Origin of the sequence: Vibrio sp. 1562 (assembly GCF_033340155.1) — a bacterium.
GTDB lineage: Bacteria > Pseudomonadota > Gammaproteobacteria > Enterobacterales > Vibrionaceae > Vibrio > Vibrio alginolyticus.
In genome coordinates this window covers 1-656 of record NZ_JAWOVY010000424.1, presented here as the reverse complement: position 1 = coordinate 656, position 656 = coordinate 1, and the positions used below count along the sequence as shown (strand labels likewise).

The window sequence follows — 656 nt, the reverse complement described above, 5'->3', positions numbered from 1 at the left end:
ATCAGCAAAATACAAAAAGTCTGCACGTACCGTTGGTGACGTGTTAGGTAAATACCACCCGCACGGTGACTCTGCATGTTACGAAGCGATGGTATTAATGGCGCAACCATTCTCTTACCGTTACCCACTGGTTGATGGTCAGGGAAACTGGGGTGCTCCGGATGACCCGAAATCTTTCGCGGCAATGCGTTATACCGAAGCGAAACTGTCGAAGTTTGCAGAAGTATTGCTTGGTGAGTTAGGTCAGGGCACTGTGGAATGGCAACCAAACTTTGATGGCACGATGAAAGAGCCTCAAATGTTGCCAGCACGTCTACCTCATATCTTGTTGAATGGCGTAACGGGTATCGCGGTTGGTATGGCGACAGATATCCCACCTCACAACGTTCGTGAAGTGGCTGACGCAACTATCCATCTGATCGACAATCCGAAAGCAGAATTGCCTGAAGTTATGCAGTTTGTGAAAGGTCCAGATTATCCGACAGAAGCGGAGATCATTTCGCCTCAAGCGGAAATTGAAAAGATCTATCGCAACGGCCGTGGCAGCATCAAGATGCGTGCGGTATGGCATAAAGAAGGGTCAGACATCGTCATCACGTCGATTCCGCATCAAGTGTCTGGCTCGAAGCTGCTTGAGCAAATCGCAAACCAAATGC

General features: G+C 48.9%; 1 protein-coding gene. It reads left to right on the top strand.

Translation table 11 applies throughout. The features are described from left to right. Window positions 1–656, top strand: a 656-nt coding sequence (locus tag R7Z49_RS25570; protein WP_318112466.1) for a DNA gyrase subunit A, incomplete at both ends; no start/stop codon positions are given.